This window comes from Acinetobacter sp. 25-47-122, assembly GCF_056779695.1.
Genome location: NZ_JBWYIJ010000002.1, coordinates 197,616 through 216,700, shown reverse-complemented (window position 1 = coordinate 216,700; position 19,085 = coordinate 197,616). Strand labels below are relative to the sequence as shown.

Sequence of the window (19,085 nt, the reverse complement as noted above, 5' to 3'; positions counted from 1 at the left end):
CTATGCAACAACGTGTCATCGTCGGTATGTCAGGTGGTGTAGACTCATCTGTCTCTGCGGCTTTATTACTTCAACAAGGATATCAAGTTGAGGGTCTTTTCATGAAAAACTGGGAAGAAGATGACGGCACAGAATACTGCACGGCTATGGATGATCTTGCAGATGCGCAAGCCGTATGTGATCGTATCGGTATCAAATTACATACAGCCAACTTCGCAATGGAATATTGGGATCGTGTATTTGAGCACTTCTTGGCTGAATATGCTGCGGGGCGCACCCCAAACCCAGATATTTTATGTAATAAAGAAATTAAGTTCCGTGCATTCCTCGATCATGCCATGAAATTAGGTGCTGACTTCATCGCAACAGGACACTATGCTCGTCGCGGTGAAACCATGACCAACTCTAAAGGTGAGCAATATGCGCCTTTACTCCGTGGCGTGGATAACAACAAAGACCAAACTTATTTCCTACATGCCGTTCATGGTCGTGAAATTAACAAGACCTTGTTCCCTGTGGGTGAGATCGAAAAGCCTCAAGTTCGTAAAATTGCTGAAGATTTAGGTCTTGCAACAGCGAAGAAAAAAGACTCTACAGGTATCTGTTTTATTGGTGAACGCCGATTTAATGACTTCTTAAAGCAATATTTACCTGCTCAACCAGGTAAAATTGTCCTTGAAGATGGTAAAGAGGTTGGTGATCATCACGGCTTAATGTACTATACGCTCGGTCAGCGTGGTGGTATTGGTATCGGTGGTATGAAAGGCGCTGAAGAAGGTGCTTGGTTCGTATTACACAAAGATATCGAAGGCAATCGTTTAGTTGTTGGCCAAGGTCATGAGCATCCCCTCATGCAAAGTACTATGTTATGGTCTGAAGCAATTGATTGGGTTGCAGGTGAGCAAGAGATTCCAGAAAATGGTTTCCGTTGCACAGCGAAAACTCGCTATCGCCAACCTGATCAAGCATGTGTCTTATTTAATGACCCAAATGCACCGCAAGGTGTACGTGTAGAATTTGATGAACCTCAACGTGCTGTTACGCCAGGACAAAGCGTTGTGTTTTACGCGGATGAAGTTTGTTTAGGTGGCGGTGTGATTCATCATACTAATGCGCCTAAACCTGATTTTATTTAAAGGAATTTTCAGGCATGACAGAGTTACCGTTCCAGCAGCTTCAGACTCTGAATGATCGTCAAAACAGAGCTTTGGCTTTGGCAGCAGTATTTCAATCGACTCAGCTGACACATATGACAGCCATTGCAGGTCGACAAAATATCGGCGGAAACGGTAATTTCTATTTAGAACAGTTAATTAAGGCGAGTTTAAATATTCGCCCTACTTCCAATAAGAATTGTCAAACCTTAGATTTTTTTAACCAGCTTGCAGATATTTCTCTGGGATTAAAAACATTAGAAAGTAGCATCACCCAACCATTCAATACTGCACCAAAATCAAGAATACCTAAATTTGCCAATGCAAAACTTCCAATGTCCTATGCAATGGCATTATTACATTTAGAAAAGAAAGTATATAGCAACCCAAAATTCGTTGAAATTATTGAAAAATCACAAGAAAAAATACTAAAACAACTCTCCTTTTTTGATCATAATTATCTACATCCAAGTATTCTTGCAAACCTTGCTCAAACCTATGTCGAAACTGCAGGACAGATTAATCCTCGCATTATGGTGAAAGGCAATGCAGAAGCTTTTAAGGATTCTTCGCACACCAATCGTATTCGTGCTTCATTGTTTACAGGTTTACAGATGGCGCATTTATGGCGTCAGTCAGGTGGAAGTTCATGGAGCATGATCTTCACCAAACGCAAGTTACTGAAAGATATTCAAGATCTCGCTCGTTTACAGTTTCAGGTGGTTTAACCTGATGTATATCGAGTTCTGTTTTACGTTTCATTCCAAAGTTTAAGGAATTGCTATGAACGCTTTAACCGCACTTTCTCCATTAGATGGTCGCTATGCAAGCAAATGTGATGCTTTGCGCCCTTTCCTCTCTGAGTTTGGTTTAATCCATGCTCGTGTGACTGTTGAAGTGCGCTGGTTACAAGCACTTGCAAATCGCCCAGAAATTACTGAAGTGCCAGCTTTTTCTAACGAAACAAATGCAGCTTTAGATGCAATCGTTGCAAATTTCTCTGAAGACGATGCTAACCGTATCAAAGAAATCGAACGCACAACCAACCACGATGTAAAAGCGGTTGAATATTTCTTAAAAGAGAAAATTGCAAACATTGATGAACTTAAAAATGCGGGTGAATTCATTCACTTTGCTTGTACATCTGAAGACATCAACAACTTGTCTCATGCACTCATGCTGAAAAGCGGTCGTGAAGTACTAGCTACGTCTATGCAACAAATCGTGGACTCAATTGTTGCACTTGCAGAAAAACACGCTGATCAACCAATGTTGTCTCGTACACATGGTCAAACTGCAAGCCCAACAACATTGGGGAAAGAAATGGCAAACGTGGCATACCGTCTTGCACGCCAAATCAAACAATTCAACAATGTTGAGCTTCTAGGTAAAATCAATGGTGCAGTAGGTAACTATAATGCTCACCTTTCTGCTTACCCTGAAATTAACTGGCCTGCTCACTCGCAAGCATTTGTTGAATCTTTAGGTCTCACGTTTAACCCGTATACAACTCAAATTGAGCCACACGACTACATGGCTGAATTGTTTGATGCGCTTCGTCGTTTCAACACAATCCTCATCGATTTCAACCGTGATGTTTGGGGTTATATCTCTCTTGGTTTCTTCAAACAAAAATTAAAAGAAGGTGAAGTTGGTTCTTCAACAATGCCACACAAAGTGAACCCAATCGACTTTGAAAACTCTGAAGGTAACTTGGGTATTGCTAATGCAGTCCTTGCTCACCTTGGTGAAAAGCTTCCAATTTCTCGCTGGCAGCGTGACTTAACTGACTCTACTGTTCTTCGTAACATGGGCGTTGGTTTTGCACAAAGCTTGATCGCATTTGAAGCTTGCTTGAAAGGTGTGGGCAAACTTGAATTGAATGCCGACCGTATTCTTGAAGACTTAGACAACGCTCAAGAAGTTCTTGCTGAACCAATTCAAACAGTAATGCGTCGTTATAACGTTGAAAAACCATACGAAAAACTTAAAGCCCTTACTCGTGGTCAAGCAATGACTCGCGAAATGATGGTGAATTTTGTGAATGGTAACGAATTAGAAGCTGTTCCTGCAGCAGATCGTGCGCGTCTTGCTGAAATGACACCTGCATCTTATACAGGTAATGCTGCTGAGCAAGCGAAACAAATTAAAGATTTGATTGCTAAAATCTAAATAGCATTGAATAAAAAAGCGAAGCTTAGGCTTCGCTTTTTTGTATGAGACTCATCAAATGTTTCAATAAAAATCATGCTTCATCAGGACAGTAACGTATAAAGTCAGTTCTGAGCTTTTCTAATTCATCACCAGTTAAAACATCGCTATAGTAAATATAATGAGTCACTTGAGCATATTGAATGTCATGCCTAAACATCATTCCTCGGAGTGATACTGAGATCTCTTCAGGAAAGTCATTCAGAGTAAGCTCTTCAAACTCATAATGAAAATATGCATTTTGCTGTGCAAGAAAAGCAGCTGAAACCGTCATAATAAAAACTCAAAATAAATCATATTCTAACTCATCATCCTGATTGCAATGAGCTATTGATATAAACAACTATTTATAAAAATAATGCGATTTATAAAAATAATGCGATCTGCAGCTTATTCTCAGGATTGATCCATTACAATCATATGAAGAAATTAATCAAATCAACATATAACAAAATGCACTACAAAAAATTTACTCCTAAACACCACCTCGTATTCTTCATTTTCATAATGGTGCTGATCTTGGCAAGTATAAAGCCTCTTGAATATGCTTCTTATGGCTTACATCAACTTGGCACAGCTTTAATGCTAGTGTTTTTGATCTATATACAAAAGAAAGTTGGTTTGAGTTTTATCGCATTTTCTCTCTATATTGGATTTCTGATCATTCATATTCTTGGGGCACACTATTTATATTCGTATGTTCCCTATAATGAATGGTTGATGCACAACTTCGGCATAGATTTAAATGCACAGATGGGTTGGGAGCGAAATATGTATGATCGCTTGGTCCATTTTGCCTATGGTCTACTTCTCTATCCTTTTTTCCTGAGGATCATTCAATTCTATTTACCCCAATTATCTGAACGAGTACTTTTTCTTATTGTGGTTCAGTTTGTCATGGCCACCAGTCTCATTTACGAATGGATTGAATGGTTAATTGCGATTAATCTTTCCCCTGAGGCAGCAGAAAATTATAATGGTCAACAAGGTGATATTTGGGATGCCCATAAAGATATGCTGTTCGCAACACTTGGGTCCATGATCACAGGAATAGTGATGTTATATCGAAAATTAGACTCTCGACCATAGAAATGATAAATCATAAAAAAAGCCAATCATTAGATTAGCTTTTTTTTATTTCATCGAATTTAAAATTTAGGATCACGTAGTTGCACTAAGTTCGCATTAGTTTTGACTAAAGTGTCCATAACTTTATTCATCACAGCAGGAATCAAACTGTCCGCCATTTGTGCCGCTTGCAGTCCTAATTTCTCACCTAAGGTAGGTTTACGGCGAGTTTGAATCAAGTAAACATCATGCACTGTCAATAAACTTAATAAATACTCATCCGAGGTTTGAAGCTTATCAACCAAATTCAAATCTAATGAATCTTGACCGTACCAATGTTCACCTGTTGCTACTTTTTCAACATTTAACTGTGGACGATATTTTTCAACAAAATGCTTGAACAATGCATGCGTTTGTTGCAACTCTTCTTCAAACTTTGCTTTACCTTCTTCCGTATTTTCACCAAACATGGTCACGGTACGTTTATATTGACCCGCAGTATAAAGCTCAAAATCAACATTATGTTCTTTAAGTAAACGATTAAAATTAGGCACTTGAGCAACAACACCAATTGAACCAATCACTGCAAATGGAGCAGAAATAATTTCGTTACCGATACATGCCATCATGTATCCACCACTTGCTGCGACTTTATCAACACAAATGGTTAAATGAAAACCAGCATCGCGCAGACGCACCAATTGAGCAGCCGCAAGTCCATAACCATGTACCATCCCACCTGGACTTTCCAAACGAACTACGACACGATCACGCCCTGCTTTAGCAGTCGCCAAAATCAAGGTGATTTCTTCACGAAGATTTTCTACAGCTGAAGCTGCCATGTCACCTTTAAAATCAATTACATATACTTTCTGATTATTCTTTTTACGCGTGCGTGCTTCTTTTGAAAACTGCTGAGACAACTGCAGAAGTTCAAGTTTAGATGCAGTACTTTGCGCAATTTTTTTTCGTTGTTCATTAATACGCGCATTTAAGTGAGTGACTCGAATTTCGGCAGGAAGTTTCGGCAAATGAAATAACATATAAATTCACATCTCTATAATTCATCTTTATGAGGATAACATGAGGTCAAAATAGACAAATTTCAATAGCTTTATTGAAATGTTCTGCCAATCATAGGATCAATTTGATCAACAATCAGCATAAAAAGTAGATACATTATGCATACTATCTCGATAAAAAATTATCGAACCGGCTCGCATCCACGCATCATCTAATGATTGATATCTATCTTTATAATCAATTAGAGACTCTTATATGATTTGAGAGTGAATAAATTGAATTATATTTGAAGAATAATTCTTAAAATCAATATCTTAATACTCATTATTTTACTTCTTAAACTTTTCTGAAATGCATTTTCAATGCGCCAAATTATGTCGTGTCAGCATATATTTTTCACGATTTTTTTGGCATGATGGTTCCATACAGTGATGATGAATAATGATAAATGACTCAAATGCGTTGGCTGGAACTGTTATCAACAGTTCGATTTGGTAGTTCAAAACAAAATACAGAACAAGCACGTAGCCCCTTCCATAAAGATTACGATCGTATTATTTTTTCTCAGAGTTTTAGGCAACTTAACCGTAAAACTCAAGTTCACCCCCTGACTCAACATGATGGCATTCATACGCGTCTAACACATTCCCTTGAGGTTTCTTGCATCGGACGCTCTTTGGGAATGCTGGCAGCTGAAAAAATTCGTGATGAGTTACCTATGTGGATCTCTCCTGCAGATGTCGGTGCAATTATTCAAGCAGCTTGTCTTGCACACGATATTGGTAATCCCCCCTTTGGTCATGCAGGTGAATATGCGATTCGAGAATGGTTTGATGATGCATCACACGGCGATTTTTTATCGAGTTTAACCCCTGAACAGCAGGCCGATGTTCGCCAGTTTGAAGGCAATGCTCAAGGTCTTCGTTTACTCACGAAAATTGACTATCACCCTAATGACGGTGGAATGCGCCTCACTTACGCAACCTTAGGAGCTTACTTAAAGTACCCATGGCTTTCTAAAACCATTGACTCTCAGGGGAATACGCCTGCCAGTAAACGAGCTAAGTTTGGTTGCTATCAATCTGAAAAAGAAATTTTGCAACAAATTGGTCACCAATTAGGTCTTATACAATATGATGAATATCATTTCTGTCGCCATCCACTCACCTATTTACTCGAAGCTGCGGATGATATTTGTTATGCCCTGATCGATTTAGAAGATGGCATTATTCTTAACATGCTCAGCTATGAGCAAGTCGAACCTATTTTTTTAAATCTGCTTGGTGACTATGGCTCGCCCGTTGAACTTGCAATGCCATACACCACGTGGCAACAAAAGATTGCAGCATTGCGTGGTCGTGTGATGAAACGCTTGGTTGATGAAGTCACTTCCGCTTTTGCTAAACATCATTTTGAAATTCTGTCAGGACAGCTTAAAGGTAGTTTGCTCCAATATTGCTCGCCCGATATCGAAGCAGGAATTGATTGTGCAAAGAATTTAGCGCGGGAAAAAATCTTTGAGCATCCTCAAAAATCTGGTTTAGAAATCATTGCACATCAAAGCTTACAGCACATACTAGATGCCTTTATTCCGCTTACGACCCCCAATAAAATTCATAATTTTAAGGAAGGACGTTTACTGTCTATTATCTCAGGCTTAGGTGTACGTTTCAGTGATGATCACTATGACAATATCATGCAAGTCTTAGATGTGATCTCAAAATTTTCGGATCATCAGGCTTATCATTTGGCACAGGAACTTCAAGGGAATAAAGTTGGATTTTTATAAACCTTAAATTAGTGTTCAGGAAAAGAGCATAAAGTGTTTTTTGATTTTGCGTTCTGAAGCAATGAACACTACTATGCTGACATAGTGAATTTAACATCGACAAATAAGTGAAATAATTGAATGATTGGATGTCTTATTGGTGAAGTGCTTGCTTTGGAAGCACCAACAGTTTTATTGAATGTAAATGGTGTTGGCTATGAGGTAGATACACCTCTCTCAACATTTTGCCAATTGCAGAAAGGACAAAAAGTCACATTGTGGACGCACTTGGCTGTACGTGAAGATGCTCAATTACTGTATGGATTTTCCAACGCACAAGAAAAAAGTATTTTCCGCACTTTACTTAAAGTGAACGGCGTTGGTCCCAAAATGGCATTGGGTATTCTATCTACACTCAGTGTGGACATGCTCATTCATACCGTTGAACATGAAGATGTAAATACTTTAGTCAAAGTTCCAGGTGTTGGCAAAAAGACCGCAGAGCGTTTGATGATTGAACTTCGAGATCGCTTTAAGGCGCTTGCAACTCAGCCATCCACATCAAACTCTACAACAGCACAACTTCAGTTTACGGGTAACTCTGCTGTCGCTGAGGCTGAAGCTGCTTTACAGTCATTAGGTTACAAGCCACTAGAAGCCCAAAAGTTAGTGAATGCCGTTAAAGGTGACTTCACTGAGGCATCCGATATTATCCGTGCTGCTTTAAAATCGATGAATAAATAAGATCTCATATTATGCAAGACCGTATTATCAGTGGTTCTGAAAAACCAGAAGATCATTTTGATCGTGCCATTCGACCAACATCATTAGATGATTATATTGGTCAACCTGTTGTGCGTGAGCAGATGGAAATTTTCATTGGTGCAGCTCGTGGACGTGGTGAAGCTTTAGACCATACCTTGATTTTTGGTCCTCCGGGTTTAGGTAAAACCACACTTGCCAATATTATCGCGCGTGAAATGGGTGGTAATTTGAAATCAACTTCTGGACCTGTGTTAGAGCGTGCTGGTGATTTGGCAGCAATGCTCACTAACTTAGAAGAAGGTGACGTTTTATTTATTGATGAGATTCACCGCCTCTCTCCAGTGATCGAGGAAATCCTTTATCCCGCGATGGAAGATTACCAACTGGATATTATGATTGGTGAAGGCCCTGCTGCGCGTTCAATTAAGTTAGATTTACCGCCATTCACTTTAGTCGCTGCGACTACTCGTGCCGGTTTACTGACCTCTCCGCTTCGAGATCGTTTTGGTATTGTCCAACGATTAGAGTTTTATTCGGTTGAAGATTTGACCCATATCGTGACTCGTTCTGCAAATCTGATGGATGTTCCAATCACAGAAGCTGGTTCGAAGGAAGTGGCTCGTCGTTCTCGTGGTACGCCTCGTATCGCAAACCGTTTACTGCGTCGTGTACGTGACTATGCGCAAGTGAAAGGTACTGGTGAAGTCACACAAGAAATGGCGCAACGTGCGCTTGATATGTTGAATGTGGACAAAGATGGTTTAGATACACTCGACCGCCGTTATTTATCCATGTTATTAGAACGTTTTGATGGTGGTCCTGCAGGTGTTGAAGCTTTAGCAGCGGCTATGGCAGAAGATTCAGGCACGCTGGAAGATGTCATTGAGCCTTACTTGATACAGCAAGGTTATGTCATGCGTACTGCACGTGGTCGTATTGCAACGAATCAGGCGTATTTACAGTTTGGGATGACACCACCTGAGCCTAATAAATAATTTTAATAAAGAGACAATATTAAGTTGTCTCTTTAATTAATATTTTCTTAAATTCATCAGCTACCTGATCACCTAAATTTGCAATATCAGTTAATGATAATAAATCATTTGATACATCCCACTTTCGATCATTTATTAATATTTTATTTACTTCCTCAATTAATCCATTTTCAATATTAAATTTACTCACATAAATATCTTTAGCGTCGGTCTGGTGTGCTAATTGATTATTAAAATGCATTATTGATACGATCAAAAGTTTTCCAAGTTTAGAAATTATTTTTTCTTGTTCAGTTCCAACACCGAAATATAAATTTAACTTAGTTAAACAAGCACTAGTATTTTCTGAAATTTCTTGAATTTCTTTTAATTTAGAACCAAATATTGTCGATTCATTAAATTTTTCATCTTTAGAAGAACTTATAAAATTATCAACAAATATCATAACTTTTTGAACATATTTAGCCAAAGAATTTAGACACTCTGAAGTTATACTTCTTATCTCATCTTCACATTTAAGTTGTTTAGAATATTGAAATTCTTGTTCTCCTAACTCTCTTTGTTGCTCAAATAATTTTTGATTTAGATCGAAAGCAGTTTGTTGTGAACTTTGTATTTCTAGCACTAATGATTTGAATGACATTTCTGTTAATTTAAAACTTTTTCTCCCATACCAATAAGCTAACCAAGTTGCAAATCCTCCCAGAATCAGTGCGATAATCATTGAAATAGTAAAAGACGAAATAGCAGTCGTATCAGTTGAGCTTACATTCAAATCCAAAGGAATTTTCTGCGTTTCAGGATCAACTTGAATACTCGTCGTATATAAAGGCGGTTGTGGCACGGTCCACGGAAGTTGAATCATGACATCTTGATTATGCTTAAGTTCTTCTTCAACGCTCATTAGCTCCCCCACAACTATTAAAATAATTATTTAAAATGAATAATTTACAAATAATAACAACTTTAAATCTATGGATAAAGCATTAAAAATCAAAGCCTCATAGTTACTATACTTTTCATGTATTTTGATATACCTCTTAAGTTTTGCAACCATCAGAAGTGAATGAGAAGCTCCTAAAACTTTTGGATTTTTAGGACATTGAGTTCATGATTTCACTTAGGCTATTTACTGCTTGTACTATCTTGCCCCTTTGTTCAACCTTTAGTTTTGCAGATTGGGTTGATGACGGTGTAAACGCGGTTGAACAACATACCATCAAATTAAGACAACACATTCACCAACATCCCGAACTCGGCAATATGGAATTTAAAACCTCGGCTCTGGTTCAAAAAGAATTAAAAAAATATGGAATTGAAGTCCGCACAGGCTATGCCAAAACAGGTGTAATCGGAATTCTTAAAGGTGCAAAACCTGGCCCAGTGATGGCATTACGTGCAGATATGGATGCATTACCTATCGAGGAAAAAACAGGACTTTCTTTTGCGAGTAAAGCAAAGGCAACCTATCAAGGTAAAGAAACGCCAGTGATGCATGCCTGTGGACATGATGGTCACACAGCAATGTTACTCGGCGCTGCAAAAGTGCTTTCGGAAAATAAAGATAAAATTGCAGGTACTGTTGTGTTTGTCTTCCAACCAGCTGAAGAAGGTGGAGCAGATATTGATAACTTTAGCCATGGCGATCAAATTGGTTCACGTAAGATGATTGCAGATGGGGCTTTAAAAAATCCTAAGCCTGAAGTGATCTTCGGTATGCATGTTATGGCGGGTATGCCAAGTGGTCATATTTTTTATAAAGATGGCACCATTTTAAACAGTGCAGATCATTTGCGCATTCATGTCAGTGGAAAACAAGTTCATGGTTCTATGCCATGGCTAGGACGTGATCCCATTTATGCTTCATCTCAAATGATTAGTAATATGCAGAGTTTGATCAGCCGTCGTGCAGATTTAACCAAAGGTATGGGGGCAATCAGTATCGGTAGTATCCAAGGTGGAACGGTAGGAAATGTGATACCAGAGCAAGTCAATATGGTTGGCACGATTCGATCAAATAATGAAGAGGTCCGCCAGAATATTCTCAAGGATTTACCGAAATTGATCAAACATAATGCTCATGCAAATGACGTAAAAGCCAAAGTAGAAATTGCCGCTTATGCCCCCGTCACCACGAACGACAAAACGCTAACTCAACTCATCGCGCCATCACTTGCGAAAGTTCACGGTGAAGATAAATTACATGTGCTCGAGAACAATGCGAGTGCAAGTGAAGACTTTGCCTATTATGGTCAACTTATGCCTTCATTGTTCATTTTCATTGGTGCAACACCTCAAGATCAAGAGATGAGTAAGGCTGCACCCAATCATAACCCTCAATTTATTGTAGATGATGCGACATTAAAAACTGGCGTTGAAAGCCACATTCGTTTTGTGATGGACTATCCGAATATTGCACAACAAGTTCAAAATGACTGGATAAAAACACACAATAAGGTTTAAATCATTTTAATGGTAAGTTGAATTAAGGAGAGTCTAGAACGATAATTCTTGACTCTTCTCAAATACATATTTTATTGAAATGCAAATTTCATTATTTCATTAAATTTCAATCGTACTTTTTATCTAATAAATGAAATGATTAAAACCATAAATCTAAAAAAACAAACAAGTTATTGATTTTTTTTAAAAAAATAAACATGGTACAACTATTGCAATATTCCTAATCAATTTCAAAGTAATGAAATTGACTATATTTAAAGGAATAAATTTGATGAAAAAAACAATACTCTGTACCAGTTTGGCCATAACGGTAAGCACCGCAATTTCTGCCTCACCTTTACTTTCGCATGACAAGTATCTACGGTTTGGTATTACCCAGATTGAAGCAGACAAACATCCTGGCCTGTTATTTAACAGTGTTGAAACCTCAATTGGTGAAAGTTATCGACCAACCCTAGCCATGGGGCTATTCCTCAGTGACAACATCAGCCTGGATTTATTAGCTGGTATCCCGCCACAACATAATTTTTATGGTGATGGAGTCAAACTAGGCAGCACCAAATATCTGCCACCCACCTTGAGTCTCCAGTACCATTTCAAACCCAAAGGTAATATTAATCCTTATCTAGGAGTCGGTTACAATTATGTCTATTTTTATGATACTGACAGCACAGATGGTTCAGATGTTGATCTGTCCAATTCACATGGCATCGCGTTTAACGCCGGCATAGAATATTTCATCAATAATAAAATTAGTCTAGGTTTTGATTATCGTTATGTCAAAGTAGACAGCGATGTGAAAATCAATGGTGCGGATGCAGGTAATCTCAAAATTGATCCAAGTCTCTACAGCCTTACACTGGCTTATCATTTTTAAGTAATTCGATAAAAAAACAGCCATTTGGCTGTTTTTTTTATGTTCACCTATCAGGCAATTAGATATGTTTAAATAGTGCTGAACGTGATTGATCCGATGCGCCATCGGCCGCACTGAGAAAGCGTTCTGTATGAATATCCCGTTCAAACAGACGACTTTGCATTAACGTGGAAATCGCAGCATCAATCATGAGTGGTGGACCGCACAAATAAGCTTTATGACCAGAACATTTATTTTCAAAATAATCTGCTACGGCTTCATGTACAAATCCGGTAAATCCATCCCATTGGTCTTCGGGCTTCGGGGCATTCAAGGCTGGTATATAACGGAAATTCGGATATTGTTTTACCCAACCTTCAAATATTTCACGGTTATACAGTTCTGCAACATCACGTGCACCTTGGAATAAATAAATGGTACGGTTATCACTTTGTTCTAATAAATCTTGAATCATTGATTGAGGGCTAGATAGGCCCGAACCACCTGCAATAAAAATCACATCCTTCGTATCAGACTTGCGTACAAAGAATTGTCCATACGGTCCGGAAATTTCTAGCTGGTCGCCAGTCTTTAATGATTCATGGACATAAGTAGTCGCTGCGCCACGCGGTACTTGGCGGATATGTAATTCAACAATACCTTCCTCACTTGGGGAATTGGCGATTGAAAAGGCGCGTGTACCTTCAATTCCAGGGAATTGTATATTGATATATTGCCCAGCTTGGAATTGCATTGGACGGTCTAAAGCTAGACGTACGCCCTTAATCGTAGGTGAAAGCTCTTTGATCTCAATCACTTCAGCCTGAAAATCTTCGACTAGATAACCAAGGAAGTCTTCATCCTCATCAACATCAGCTTCAATGACCATATCTGATTCTGGTTTGCAGCAACATGCGAGAACTTTATTTTCTTCACGCTCAATGTCCATTAATGCAAATGGAGAAGCTTCACCAACATCATAATATCCATCTGTCACCTGCACTTTACAGGTACCGCAGGTGCCATGACCACAGGCAAATGGAAGCCATACACCCTGACGTAATGCTGCATCCAAAATGGTTTGATCTTCTTCGACTTCAATGGTGGTTCCAATCGGTTCAATCGTGACTTGATAACTCATTTCAGCGCTCCTTAAACATGACGATGCTGGTAACCATCCAGCCCAGGTGTAATGAAGCGCAATAGTGATTTATGACCAATATTTTGACTTGCCAAGCTTTGATCCAGTTTCGGTTGGAACGACTGACCATCTAACAAATATTCGACTTTTGACCAATCAATTTCAGTAAATTCAGGATGTTGGTGGAAACCACCTTGTATCTGTTGATCAATTAAATCCTGAAAGCTTTGCTGTGGAGATGCCAACATGGCATGTGCCGCACAGTATAAGGTGTGATGATCCCATCCCACATAAATCAGAATGTTGTCGCCATAATGTTTTTGTAGATCACGCGGTTCAAAATCATATTGGTTGTTAATTGCTTTTACTGGCATATCCCTAAACTCCTAAATTCCATGAGTAAGCTGGATAGCCCATTTTAGGACTATCCCCAGCTCGTGACTTACGCCACACCTTTCCATTTTTTCCAGCGTACCTGATCTGGAGAGCCTTCAATGTCTAAGTTGTCTGCACCGACATTAAAGCGGTAATATTCGCGCAACATCACTTCCAGATCAGGGCCACCACAGTTGCCTTGTAGAATTTGGTTCACTGGCAACCAAGCTTGTACATATTTCTCTGGTTCACGCTCGAAAATGTCATGGCAACCATCTGAACAAGTGTGATAACGCTCACCCTTATAGACACTGCTGCGGTAACTGAACATGGTCTGATCACCATCCATTTCAGTAAAGGTCATCGGTACCTGACAGATTTGGCACAGCTGTGGCAAGCCCGCACTATAGAAACGTTTACCTTCCGCTTCCATCTTGCGTGCTAACTCCCAACGTGGACGGTAATATTTGTCAAACGTGTCTGGATATTTTTCTGATAACCAATCCATTTCTTCATCGGTTGGAATCCAAGTGTGGAAGCCAGCCGCATGACCAAAGTTATAGAAAATCCACCATGCTTGATGCGAGACGTGCTCTTTTTCTTTTTCAATGACTTCAGAATATTTAGGCATACGAATGCCGTAGCGGCTCAGGTCTTTAAAGAGCGCCCCACCCGCTTCTTCAAAATAAGTTTCCCATGCTTCTTTCCATGACATAACTTTGTTTGGCAGCATGTAATCCATCATCATGCCGACAATTGATAGTAATCGAGTGCCACGCCAGAACCATTTATCAATCCACTCCTGTACGATCGGCACGTTGTCTTCATGCTGTTCCAGTAGGAATTTGACAATTTCCAGTCCTAGTGTCATATGACGCGCTTCATCTGACTGCGCGCTAAAGCCGAATGTGACGGTTGCCATATCACCGTTATGGGCAGCACCAGACATGAAGGGTACAAACAGCAAGTTGGTCAACACATATTCAAAGGCAAAACTGATAGCCAGTAAGAATTCAAATGGGCCTGCAGAACGCGCATCTTCAAAGAATGATTTAGGTACAGATAAATACCAAACGCGGTCATGCATGTGTGACCAATCTTGGAAGCCATCAAAGAATTTGTTGTAATGGCTCATCGCATGAATCTGCGTTTGCACATGACGCAATTCATCAATGGACTGCATTTGGGACGCAATACGTGCACCAACACCACTGAACTGACGTCCTACATGGGCATAACCTTGGAAGGCTTGATATTCCAATGGCGTTACAGCAGTTAAAAACAGTTTAATGGCATTTAAATAGCGTTCGTTGGTGACATTCAACTGACCATTATTTTGTGCAAAAGCATCAAAAATTGCGTAGAGCTTTTTCTCTTTTTCCGCTTGATATTTCCAGTAGGCATCCATGGTTAGGCGGAATGGATCTTCCCATTTCGACCAATCCGTAATTTTAATGCCTTCAAATTCTTCATAAGGAAATGCTTCTTTACGGTCTGCATAGGAAAACTCCCAGTCCAGATCACGCGTGAGTGCACGGTAACGGTCTTTGGCATTCAGTTTTTTGCCAACTGCATTAATTTTAGAATTCATACCTGAGGTCCTTTATTCTTTTGATATACCGCTTCAATGCGGCACATTGACGCTTACTTTTTTTAATTCCAGTGTAGACGGAACGTATCGTCATCTTCTTCAACGTTGCCGCCCAACGTGATCATGTTGAGCTGCAAAGATTGAATATCCCATTCTTGGCCCAATTTTTCCGAAACCGTTTCCGCACGAACAATCAGCCCTTTCTCACTTTCTACGCGAATCATGGCAGGTAAATACTGAATGGTGGCGTCAGGATTATCTTCTTCAATCGCTTCAATGATGTAACGTGAGGTATCGTTATCTTGTAATGCCAAATACACTTTAGACATGCTGCTTCTCCTTAAGCCTGTGCCACTTGTTCGAGATCTATTCCAATTTTTTTACTGCGCTCCAGCAGTTTTTTTTCAGCGAGTTCAATGGCACCTGCAGATAATGCTTGTTCTGCCCAAGGTGTAAATGCCGCTTTGACTTCGGGTAGGTATTCCGCCAGCCATTGACTTAACAATTGTTTATTTTCAATTGATTCTGCTGCCGCTGTTTTGAGTACGCTGTCTGACCATTTGCGCAGATCTGTTAAGGCTTCTTGCATAAACTCGGTGAGCATTGCCAAATCACGAGCTTGGTGATCTGCTAACCATTGATCAAATTGGGTATAGACCAGTTCAGACATAAAACTATCTATCACTAGGTTTTGTAATAAAAACAGCTTGAAATAGTCTTGTTCTGTCAGGCTCTGTTCACATAGCTTGCGTAAACCTTGCCAAGCTGTATCGTTCATCCATGCTTGTTTTGCAGGTGCGAGTGATTCACCAGTTCCCCCATCTAAAGCCAAACCCACACGAGAGATATACTGCGCCATCCCGAGTCGGTCCATCGCTGCATAAATACATGCTTGGGTTAGTACCGTGCCATAACCATAAGCACTTCCTGACATCATGTGCAGGTTGGCGGTTTGCTCCAAATGACGGAATGGAATAAACAACGTGATTACTTTTTCACGGACTTCTTCAGAAATATGTACAGCCAGCTGACGCTTCTCAAAAAAGTTAAAATTAGCTTCGGCAGTATCTTGTAAACGGGCGCGATGTTGCACATATGTCCCATAATAAAACTGACGTGGATCCTTAAATGCATACCAGTCCTGCATCACAATAGCTGTATGCGTTTTATCATTCAGTGTTTTCTCAGGTTTCCATAATGGTCGGTAATGGAAGTTGGTTTCAGCCTGAATATCAAAACTGACTTCCTGATAGCGGGTTGCAGGTTTATTGCCAAAACGGCGTTCAATGTAGGCGTAACTCTGGCGTATTGGTTCAATACTAGATGTTTTAATTTCAAGTGACATGGCTATCTCCTTAAGCTATTTCTAAAGATCTTCTTGATCTGGGATATATCGCTGTGCATTGACTAAAGTGACTTCAGTCCCATAGCGCCATTTTTCTTCTTCCTCATCATTTCTGGTTTTCTGTTCTTCAGTCATCTCGACGACTTGATTGGTCTCACAAAACTGTATAAAAGCTTCACGAGGTAGCACCAGTTCGACAAACAGACTTGGATCGTGAATAGCGAAATCAAATTCAACAAATTTGGCATTACGGTCACCCGTCACCCGGATATATTTGGTGAGTTGTGGCATCCCTATTTGATTTGTCATGACTAAGAATCCTTCTTGCTGGACAAACTTCCTTCCACATACATATATCAATTAGTGTGCCAACTTTTTAAGAAATTGATTTATATAATATTTATTGTATTTAATGTCTTTTTTTGAATTTTGATTTCATCAAATGATGAACACAATTAAAAAAATATTTATCAAATGATGAAAGACTATTTCAACTCTTTTTTTTATAAATATCCATCTGGCATTTTCATGCACTTTATGTACAGTATGATGATATGTATAAATTTTGAGTTCGTTATTAGTACACAAGTAATGAAAAAGTGCTTCATAGGATATTGAGCACAGAATAAAATGAAGGACATTGCGCATGCAGCCATTTTTGAAGCCACAACAAGATATTCAGGACCTGATTGACCGGATTAAGTTCGATGCCGCTCATGGTCAGATTTGGTTTGAAGAAAATCGTATGTTGTTGCTACATACCGATATTTTTGGTTTTCTACGCAAAGACTTGCACGATATGCTGGGTTATGAGCCAGCCAAAAGGTTCTTTATTCGTTGTGGTTATCAGGCTGGTATGCGAGATGCCGAAGCCACTGCACAACTTCGTCCAGACCTCAATGAAACAGAGGCTTTTATGGCAGGACCACAAATGCATGGTATTCGTGGGATGGTACAGGTCGAAGTCAATACACTTCAGCTGAGCCATCGCAACCATGAGTTCTATGCCGACTTTAACTGGCGACATTCCTTTGAAGGTGAAGTTCACCTGAGCGAATTTGGTAAATCCGATGAACCTGCTTGCTGGCTACAACTTGGTTATGCTTGTGGATATAGCAGCTATGTCATGGGACAAACCATTATTTATCAGGAAACCCAATGTATTGCCCAAGGTCATGATCATTGTCGGATCATTGGTAAACCCTTAACTGAATGGGAAAATGCTGAAGAACTTGTACAATTTATGTCTCCTGACCCTATATCGGACGAAATCATTGCATTACGCGCTGAATTGAATCAGCTAAAACTCGATATTTATACTCGTGCCGAGGTCGACTACAGCATGTTTAATGCGGTCGGAGAATCTGCGGCTTACCGCAATGTCTGTGACCTCCTCAAAAAAGCGGCTGGCAGTAAAGTGGCCGTACTCTTGTCTGGGGAAACAGGTGTTGGTAAGGAGGCTTTTGCACGAGGTATTCACTATGCTAGTCCACGCAAAGATAAGCCTTTTATCGCAGTTAACTGTGCTTGTATCCCACATGACCTGATTGAAGCTGAGCTCTTTGGCGTAGAAAAGGGGGCTTTCACAGGAGCAGTCAGTCAACGAATAGGTAAATTTGAACGTGCCCATCAAGGTACGATTTTTCTGGATGAACTGGCTGAGTTATCCCCTCGTGCCCAAGCAGCCTTATTACGAATGCTGCAAGAAGGTGAATTTGAGCGTGTAGGCGATTATCAGACCCGAAAAGTCGATGTTAGAGTGGTAGCTGCTACCAATGAAGATCTAGAATTAGCTGTCAAAGAGGGTCGATTCCGTGCCGATCTGTATTTTCGCCTAAATATTTTTCCGGTACGTATTCCGCCATTACGTGAACGGCGGGAGGACATTCCCCTGCTGGTCAGTCATTTTCTTAAACGCTTTGAAAATATATATGACAAAAAATTTAAAGGACTAAGTGACAAAGCCAAACATTTCTTTATAAATTACAATTGGCCAGGTAATATCCGTGAATTAGAGAATGTGCTGGAACGCGCAGCACTACTCACAGATGATCAACAAGAGATTAAACTACGTGATTTATTTCCCGATGTTGTAGCCGCTGAGACAAATAGCTATCGGGAAACATTCCCTTCCAAATCATTTAATTCACAAAAAATTGCAGAACTATTTACTCCTGACTTTTCATTGGAGCATTACGAACAGCAGATTATTGTACAAGCCATGCAACAGAGTCAGAACAACGTCTCCGAAGCAGCACGTTTACTTGGCATTAGCCGGGCAACATTGGATTACCGCTTAAAGAAATATAGGGCCTTATCCTAAGGCTCTA

General features: G+C 39.7%; 19 protein-coding genes. 10 read left to right on the top strand and 9 right to left on the bottom strand.

What is annotated here, in order from left to right; all coding sequences use genetic code 11:
* The first annotated feature begins 2 nt into the window (after nt 1–2).
* From mnmA to purB, 3 genes are read left to right on the top strand one after another with little or no spacing between them, the layout of a single operon-like run.
* Nucleotides 3–1,136, top strand: coding sequence for a tRNA 2-thiouridine(34) synthase MnmA (gene mnmA / locus AC1M9P_RS02565; RefSeq protein ID WP_035265757.1), 1,134 nt, complete (start codon nt 3–5; stop codon nt 1,134–1,136).
* A 14-nt stretch (nt 1,137–1,150) separates the two neighbouring features.
* The gene (hflD, locus tag AC1M9P_RS02560; protein WP_481586641.1) at nt 1,151–1,882 is read left to right on the top strand and encodes a high frequency lysogenization protein HflD; all 732 of its coding nucleotides are present in this window, start codon (nt 1,151–1,153) and stop codon (nt 1,880–1,882) included.
* Nucleotides 1,883–1,937: 55 nt separating this feature from the next.
* Nucleotides 1,938–3,326 (top strand): adenylosuccinate lyase, encoded by a 1,389-nt coding sequence (gene purB, locus AC1M9P_RS02555; protein WP_092766083.1) that lies wholly within the window; start codon nt 1,938–1,940, stop codon nt 3,324–3,326.
* Nucleotides 3,327–3,399: 73 nt separating this feature from the next.
* On the opposite strand, the gene AC1M9P_RS02550 is transcribed toward purB, so the two are convergent.
* Nucleotides 3,400–3,639 (bottom strand): hypothetical protein, encoded by a 240-nt coding sequence (locus AC1M9P_RS02550; protein WP_035265735.1) that lies wholly within the window; start codon nt 3,637–3,639, stop codon nt 3,400–3,402.
* 179 nt (nt 3,640–3,818) lie between these two features.
* On the opposite strand from AC1M9P_RS02550, the gene AC1M9P_RS02545 reads away from it, so the two are divergent.
* Nucleotides 3,819–4,454, top strand: coding sequence for a DUF2238 domain-containing protein (locus AC1M9P_RS02545; protein WP_481586640.1), 636 nt, complete (start codon nt 3,819–3,821; stop codon nt 4,452–4,454).
* A 59-nt stretch (nt 4,455–4,513) separates the two neighbouring features.
* Here the strand turns inward: AC1M9P_RS02545 and sohB are convergent, their stop codons facing one another.
* Nucleotides 4,514–5,476 carry a protease SohB gene (gene sohB / locus AC1M9P_RS02540; RefSeq protein ID WP_481586639.1) on the bottom strand — a complete coding sequence of 321 codons (963 nt, stop codon included), beginning with the start codon at nt 5,474–5,476 and terminating at the stop codon, nt 4,514–4,516.
* 428 nt (nt 5,477–5,904) lie between these two features.
* On the opposite strand from sohB, the gene AC1M9P_RS02535 reads away from it, so the two are divergent.
* The 3 genes from AC1M9P_RS02535 to ruvB all read left to right on the top strand — a co-directional run bounded on the left by AC1M9P_RS02535 (nt 5,905) and on the right by ruvB (nt 8,984).
* Complete coding sequence (locus tag AC1M9P_RS02535) at nt 5,905–7,245, top strand: deoxyguanosinetriphosphate triphosphohydrolase (protein WP_481586638.1); 1,341 nt, start codon at nt 5,905–5,907, stop codon at nt 7,243–7,245.
* A 120-nt stretch (nt 7,246–7,365) separates the two neighbouring features.
* Nucleotides 7,366–7,968, top strand: a complete 603-nt coding sequence (gene ruvA, locus AC1M9P_RS02530) for a Holliday junction branch migration protein RuvA (protein ID WP_481586637.1) — start codon at nt 7,366–7,368, stop codon at nt 7,966–7,968.
* Between the two features lie 11 nt (nt 7,969–7,979).
* On the top strand, nt 7,980–8,984 hold the full coding sequence (gene ruvB / locus AC1M9P_RS02525; RefSeq protein WP_481586636.1) for a Holliday junction branch migration DNA helicase RuvB: 1,005 nt from the start codon (nt 7,980–7,982) through the stop codon (nt 8,982–8,984).
* A gap of 19 nt (nt 8,985–9,003) precedes the next feature.
* Here ruvB and AC1M9P_RS02520 read toward each other — a convergent pair whose 3' ends face one another.
* A complete protein-coding gene (locus AC1M9P_RS02520; RefSeq protein WP_481586635.1) occupies nt 9,004–9,888 on the bottom strand; it encodes a hypothetical protein in 885 nt (294 codons plus the stop codon).
* 206 nt (nt 9,889–10,094) lie between these two features.
* On the opposite strand from AC1M9P_RS02520, the gene AC1M9P_RS02515 reads away from it, so the two are divergent.
* Both AC1M9P_RS02515 and AC1M9P_RS02510 read left to right on the top strand, forming a co-directional pair.
* Nucleotides 10,095–11,447, top strand: coding sequence for an amidohydrolase (locus AC1M9P_RS02515; RefSeq protein WP_481586634.1), 1,353 nt, complete (start codon nt 10,095–10,097; stop codon nt 11,445–11,447).
* A gap of 298 nt (nt 11,448–11,745) precedes the next feature.
* Complete coding sequence (locus tag AC1M9P_RS02510) at nt 11,746–12,324, top strand: OmpW/AlkL family protein (RefSeq protein ID WP_481586633.1); 579 nt, start codon at nt 11,746–11,748, stop codon at nt 12,322–12,324.
* Nucleotides 12,325–12,382: 58 nt separating this feature from the next.
* Here AC1M9P_RS02510 and AC1M9P_RS02505 read toward each other — a convergent pair whose 3' ends face one another.
* The 6 genes from AC1M9P_RS02505 to AC1M9P_RS02480 all read right to left on the bottom strand — a co-directional run bounded on the left by AC1M9P_RS02505 (nt 12,383) and on the right by AC1M9P_RS02480 (nt 17,046).
* Entirely contained in the window at nt 12,383–13,444 is a 1,062-nt protein-coding gene (locus AC1M9P_RS02505) for a 2Fe-2S iron-sulfur cluster-binding protein (protein ID WP_481586632.1), read from the bottom strand.
* Between the two features lie 11 nt (nt 13,445–13,455).
* Complete coding sequence (locus tag AC1M9P_RS02500; RefSeq protein WP_180027549.1) at nt 13,456–13,818, bottom strand: phenol hydroxylase subunit P4; 363 nt, start codon at nt 13,816–13,818, stop codon at nt 13,456–13,458.
* 68 nt (nt 13,819–13,886) lie between these two features.
* A complete protein-coding gene (locus tag AC1M9P_RS02495; protein ID WP_481586631.1) occupies nt 13,887–15,410 on the bottom strand; it encodes an aromatic/alkene/methane monooxygenase hydroxylase/oxygenase subunit alpha in 1,524 nt (507 codons plus the stop codon).
* 62 nt (nt 15,411–15,472) lie between these two features.
* Nucleotides 15,473–15,739, bottom strand: coding sequence for an MmoB/DmpM family protein (locus AC1M9P_RS02490; RefSeq protein ID WP_179998393.1), 267 nt, complete (start codon nt 15,737–15,739; stop codon nt 15,473–15,475).
* An 11-nt stretch (nt 15,740–15,750) separates the two neighbouring features.
* Nucleotides 15,751–16,755, bottom strand: coding sequence for an aromatic/alkene monooxygenase hydroxylase subunit beta (locus AC1M9P_RS02485; RefSeq protein ID WP_481586630.1), 1,005 nt, complete (start codon nt 16,753–16,755; stop codon nt 15,751–15,753).
* Between the two features lie 21 nt (nt 16,756–16,776).
* On the bottom strand, nt 16,777–17,046 hold the full coding sequence (locus tag AC1M9P_RS02480) for a phenol hydroxylase subunit (protein WP_481586697.1): 270 nt from the start codon (nt 17,044–17,046) through the stop codon (nt 16,777–16,779).
* A 355-nt stretch (nt 17,047–17,401) separates the two neighbouring features.
* Between AC1M9P_RS02480 and mobR the strand changes: the two genes are divergently transcribed.
* A complete protein-coding gene (gene mobR / locus AC1M9P_RS02475) occupies nt 17,402–19,078 on the top strand; it encodes a phenol degradation transcriptional regulator MobR (protein ID WP_481586629.1) in 1,677 nt (558 codons plus the stop codon).
* Nucleotides 19,079–19,085: the final 7 nt, after the last annotated feature.

Coding starts and splice junctions, on each gene's coding strand:
- mnmA (WP_035265757.1), top strand. CDS start 3: ATGCAACAACGTGTCATCGTCGGTATGTCAGGTGGTGTAGACTCATCT.
- hflD (WP_481586641.1), top strand. CDS start 1,151: ATGACAGAGTTACCGTTCCAGCAGCTTCAGACTCTGAATGATCGTCAA.
- purB (WP_092766083.1), top strand. CDS start 1,938: ATGAACGCTTTAACCGCACTTTCTCCATTAGATGGTCGCTATGCAAGC.
- AC1M9P_RS02550 (WP_035265735.1), bottom strand. CDS start 3,639: ATGACGGTTTCAGCTGCTTTTCTTGCACAGCAAAATGCATATTTTCAT.
- AC1M9P_RS02545 (WP_481586640.1), top strand. CDS start 3,819: ATGCACTACAAAAAATTTACTCCTAAACACCACCTCGTATTCTTCATT.
- sohB (WP_481586639.1), bottom strand. CDS start 5,476: ATGTTATTTCATTTGCCGAAACTTCCTGCCGAAATTCGAGTCACTCAC.
- AC1M9P_RS02535 (WP_481586638.1), top strand. CDS start 5,905: ATGACTCAAATGCGTTGGCTGGAACTGTTATCAACAGTTCGATTTGGT.
- ruvA (WP_481586637.1), top strand. CDS start 7,366: ATGATTGGATGTCTTATTGGTGAAGTGCTTGCTTTGGAAGCACCAACA.
- ruvB (WP_481586636.1), top strand. CDS start 7,980: ATGCAAGACCGTATTATCAGTGGTTCTGAAAAACCAGAAGATCATTTT.
- AC1M9P_RS02520 (WP_481586635.1), bottom strand. CDS start 9,888: ATGAGCGTTGAAGAAGAACTTAAGCATAATCAAGATGTCATGATTCAA.
- AC1M9P_RS02515 (WP_481586634.1), top strand. CDS start 10,095: ATGATTTCACTTAGGCTATTTACTGCTTGTACTATCTTGCCCCTTTGT.
- AC1M9P_RS02505 (WP_481586632.1), bottom strand. CDS start 13,444: ATGAGTTATCAAGTCACGATTGAACCGATTGGAACCACCATTGAAGTC.
- AC1M9P_RS02500 (WP_180027549.1), bottom strand. CDS start 13,818: ATGCCAGTAAAAGCAATTAACAACCAATATGATTTTGAACCGCGTGAT.
- AC1M9P_RS02495 (WP_481586631.1), bottom strand. CDS start 15,410: ATGAATTCTAAAATTAATGCAGTTGGCAAAAAACTGAATGCCAAAGAC.
- AC1M9P_RS02490 (WP_179998393.1), bottom strand. CDS start 15,739: ATGTCTAAAGTGTATTTGGCATTACAAGATAACGATACCTCACGTTAC.
- AC1M9P_RS02485 (WP_481586630.1), bottom strand. CDS start 16,755: ATGTCACTTGAAATTAAAACATCTAGTATTGAACCAATACGCCAGAGT.
- AC1M9P_RS02480 (WP_481586697.1), bottom strand. CDS start 17,046: ATGCCACAACTCACCAAATATATCCGGGTGACGGGTGACCGTAATGCC.
- mobR (WP_481586629.1), top strand. CDS start 17,402: ATGCAGCCATTTTTGAAGCCACAACAAGATATTCAGGACCTGATTGAC.